General features: G+C 52.9%; 3 protein-coding genes and 1 pseudogene. 1 reads left to right on the top strand and 3 read right to left on the bottom strand.

The features are described 5' to 3' along the window. From B2W52_RS05345 to B2W52_RS05355, 3 genes and pseudogenes are all read right to left on the bottom strand, one after another. Entirely contained in the window at positions 1-1,356 is a 1,356-nt protein-coding gene (locus tag B2W52_RS05345; RefSeq protein WP_008171124.1) for an MBL fold metallo-hydrolase RNA specificity domain-containing protein, read from the bottom strand. A 188-nt stretch (positions 1,357-1,544) separates the two neighbouring features. Continuing rightward, a pseudogene (locus B2W52_RS22225) lies at positions 1,545-1,785 on the bottom strand (MarR family transcriptional regulator); the annotation flags it as partial. Positions 1,786-2,191: 406 nt separating this feature from the next. Further along, positions 2,192-2,824 (bottom strand): protein tyrosine phosphatase-like domain-containing protein, encoded by a 633-nt coding sequence (locus B2W52_RS05355; RefSeq protein WP_008171127.1) that lies wholly within the window; start codon positions 2,822-2,824, stop codon positions 2,192-2,194. Positions 2,825-3,224: 400 nt separating this feature from the next. On the opposite strand from B2W52_RS05355, the gene B2W52_RS05360 reads away from it, so the two are divergent. Then, positions 3,225-3,818, top strand: coding sequence for a Spy/CpxP family protein refolding chaperone (locus B2W52_RS05360; RefSeq protein ID WP_139043662.1), 594 nt, complete (start codon positions 3,225-3,227; stop codon positions 3,816-3,818). The last annotated feature ends 197 nt before the right edge of the window (positions 3,819-4,015 follow it).

Below are 4,015 nucleotides of genomic sequence, written 5' to 3' on the forward strand. Positions count from 1 at the left end.
TCAAAGACGCAAAATGGATTGGTAGCCTGCCACATCCACCTCAAACCGGGTGTTCTGACGCAAGTGATCCCTCAGCGCCTCCAGCGCCTCCGGATCACCGTGGATCAGGTTGATCGGCGTTTCGGGGGCCAGGTCACTCTGAGCAAGCCACTGTTCAATCTCTGCGAAATCCCCGTGCCCGGAAAGCCCACTCAACACTTCCAATCTGGCTTTGACAGGAAACCAGTCACCGTGGATCTTGATCCTTTCCGCTCCGCCAATCATCTTGGCCCCTCGTGTTCCCCCGGCCTGATAGCCGGCGAAAATAACAGTTGTGCGGTGCTGGCCCAGGAGGCGCTTGAAATGATGAAGTATGCGTCCACCTGTTGCCATGCCACTGCCGGCAATAATTACGTGGGGGTATGCCTGGCCAGCCAGCGCCTTGGAGTCCTGAACACTGCGACTGTAATGAACGGTGCTACACATTTCGTGGCACTCGGAACTGCTCAATCGGTGCTGATCCTCGTAGCGGCAGTAAATCTCGGAAACATCGATTGCCATGGGACTATCGAGGTAAATTGGAAGCACTGGAATTCGCCCCGCCTTCATCAGGGTAGTGAACATATGCTGTAAAACCTGCGCCCTGCCCACAGCAAAGGCCGGAATCAATATATTGCCCCCTTTGTCGACGGTTTCATTAACGATGTCTGCCAACTGCGACAACGGGTCCGCATCGTCGTGGCGACGATTGCCATACGTTGACTCCAGCATCAGCATGTCCAGAGCTGGCAGAGGCGCAGGTGGCCTCATGAAAATATCGTTGAGGCGCCCAACATCGCCGGAAAAACCGATGCGTTTACCTTCCGTCTCAATAATGATGCAGGCAGCACCGAGAATGTGCCCAACCGGCCGAAGATGGAAGCGTATATCACCGAGCTGGACTTCTTCGTAAAAGTCTACCGGCTGAAACAACTCCATACAGGCGTCCGCATCATCCTGGTCATACAGAGGCTCCGGAGTTTCATGTTTACTCAGTTTATGGCGGCCGAGGTAATGCGCCTCCTCTTCCTGGAGATGGCCGCTATCAGCCAGCAGTATTTCACTCAAATCACGGGTAGCGTGGTGGGTATAAACCGCCCCTCGAAACCCCTGCTTGTACAACACAGGTATATAGCCCGAGTGATCCAGGTGGGCGTGGGTCAGAAGCACTGCGTCCAGTGATTCTATATCCAGCGGCAATGGCTGCCGGTTGCGCTTTCTCAGCCACTTGTAACCCTGGAACAAACCACAATCAACCAGAACCCGCGTCTCCCCCGCTTCAATCAGGAACTTGGATCCGGTAACCGTCTCTGCGCCACCAAGGAATGTAATATTCATCGACTCTTACTCCTGTCCTGATTGAGAAAATGCCTGATCGGTGGCGCCAGCAACTCACTGACATCAATACCGTTGGTACTGTGTGGAATGGTGTTGGTGGTCACCAGAGACTGTAAACCCGCAGCCAAAAGATACTGATCCGAAGCCTCGGCAAAGATGCCGTGCACCGCAGCACAGAGAATAGCCTCCATACCCTGCTCCTCGAGGCTGTCAAGCAGGCGGACCAATGTCGGATTCTCGATGGTCATCAAATGGGCTAACTCCCGCTGGGTCAATCCTCCACCACCACGCTGCAGGCAGACCATGGTGAACCATCGAGCCTGGGTAACCCCAAGGTCTTTCAAGCGCTCATCCAGTAAACTTGCGCCAGCGCCTTGCCACCCGAGCACTGGTGAAAGGAAACTGATCTCGAGGGATTTGTGGGTCCATATCGCTGTCCTGCTATTGCTGACTCAGTAACAGTAAATCGTAAGCTAATCATTGAGGCCAACATAAGTCACACATTGATCTGGGATCAGGCTTGCGCCAGATCAATATGCAACATCACGCGGATTCCGAGGCCAGCTAAGGAACTTCTCCTTCCAGTGAGACAGGTAACTCCTCACTTTTTCAGAGACAGGAGGCCTTCAGCGTATTGTCGCCCTGGTAGACACCCTTGCACCGTGACCGGCAACCGGCTTAAAAAAGCTGGCGCCGAGCGCTCCACAACGCTGTAGCATCTTCACTCGAAACCAGCCCGGTCTTCGGCACGACGTCTTCCAGGCAATCCGCATCCGCTAAGGTCAGTCCCCAGTCGGGTAGAGTATGCGGGGTCGACAACAAGGCCAAGTTCCGCTTATCGGCCAGAATGGCATGTACTCGGGAGGTTGGGTGACCAAAAAATCAGTAGTTCAATAGGTTGAGAGTGTTTTTGCGCTATTTTTCGCGTTTGTCTGCCAGCCCTCATATAGAGATACATCTGTACGGCAAAGACGAGGTAGATGGATAAGAACGGCAGAAAAAACCACAACGGCTCGTTGAGATAGTGCTGCATCAAGCGCCAGACTATCATGTTTTCCAGCGCCATACCCATGGGATAAAGCACGATGAAGCCGCTGTAGCGTGCCCAGGCCAGCAAAGGGTTCGCTTTCTCAAGGTAATACAGATACCTCAAGGTATCCGCGCCGACCCAGGCCACGCCCAAAATCACAATCATCCACTGTGGGCCGAGAGGCAGGAATAAAAATAAGAGAACAGATACTGCGATCCGCGCACCGACCTGGATGAGGCTTGGGACAAACGTTGACCCGGTGTTGCCTCTGGCAGCCGACCACACCTCAATCACAGCCAACCCTTGCGACAGGCCGATCGCGGTCACCAAAGCGGAAACGTTAACCGTGCCGGTGACTGATAAGATCAAAACCAGCGAGATCAGTCCCTGCAAACAGAGCTGAACGATGTTGTAGCAATTCATTGCGCTTGGCTGCATGAGATAACCCAGGAACCCTTCCCTCTAATCCAACATAAGATATTCGGCTACCGCCTGGTGTATACATCACCTGTCGGACAGTTGCTGATCCAAATGCACTTGTCCGCAAACTCTGGAACGATGGAGGAGACCAGCGCATTGTCGTCCAGCTTTCCTTCAGCCACGAGTATATCGGTAAGCAGGCCCGTCATCGACTTGGTCATAGACATAGCTCCGTGATTGCCGGCCTCGTCGAGGTATTGACGGGTGCAGACTCGCAGTAAACGATACTGCGCCCAATACGTTTTTACAAAACGACGGCGCGAGACACATCAGCCAATCCTGGAATCAACTCGTATGAACTAGACTCGGGATATGGAATGGGTCCCTCAGTTCATTCACAAAACAGCGAGAACAAAAAATGAAATTCCAGAAAACTTCGCGCAATTGGCTTGCCCTGGCTCTCTCTCTGGGTCTTTCTGCCACCGCTTTTACGGCGCACGCCCACGAAGGCCCGGCTCCGTCTTCATCGGGCCCTGACACTAGCCAACCGAATGGAGGCACCGCGCAGGGAATGCAGCACCACTACTCTCATAAAAATGGTTATCAAGGACACCATGGCAACAGCGCTCACTCGCGCCATCATGGCATGCACAATCAAGGTGGGATGCATCATGGTATGAACGGCTATCAGGGCACGCCTCGTGGCCCTTCGATGGAGCTTGATCTTGACGATGGCCAACTTGAAGAGATTGCTGGGATTGAAAAGGAGCTGCGATCAGATCTTCAGGAACTGAAGGTCCAAAGGTACGAGGAATCGCTCAAGTTACAGGAGCTTTACGCCGAAGATGAGCTCGATGCGGGCGATATCAATGATCAACAGCAAAAGGTTTTCGACGTCATCAAGGAAATAACGGAATTACAGGTTGAAGCCCAACAGGACATTCGCGACCTGTTGACCTCCGAGCAGAGAACTCAGCTTCAGCGTTCAGGTGGCTGGCTCATGTTGAATTGATCTCACTTTTTCAAGCAGAACACTCAGATAATCAACCCGGGGCAGCGTCGCGGGTTGAGAAGTTTCTAACGTCGTCTACGGGTATTTGCATACGTGCAGTAATGGTTTCTGCATACGTCCGTGAAAGCCTCTTTCAAGTACACTAATCATTAGCTTGAACACAATGCATCGACAAACGATGTTTGCCCGCTGCAACT

The sequence above is a fragment of the Marinobacter sp. UBA2498 genome (genome assembly GCF_002341575.1).
In the GTDB taxonomy this organism is placed as follows: domain Bacteria; phylum Pseudomonadota; class Gammaproteobacteria; order Pseudomonadales; family Oleiphilaceae; genus Marinobacter; species Marinobacter manganoxydans.

Coding starts and splice junctions, on each gene's coding strand:
- B2W52_RS05345 (WP_008171124.1), bottom strand. CDS start 1,356: ATGAATATTACATTCCTTGGTGGCGCAGAGACGGTTACCGGATCCAAG.
- B2W52_RS05360 (WP_139043662.1), top strand. CDS start 3,225: ATGAAATTCCAGAAAACTTCGCGCAATTGGCTTGCCCTGGCTCTCTCT.
- B2W52_RS05355 (WP_008171127.1), bottom strand. CDS start 2,824: ATGCAGCCAAGCGCAATGAATTGCTACAACATCGTTCAGCTCTGTTTG.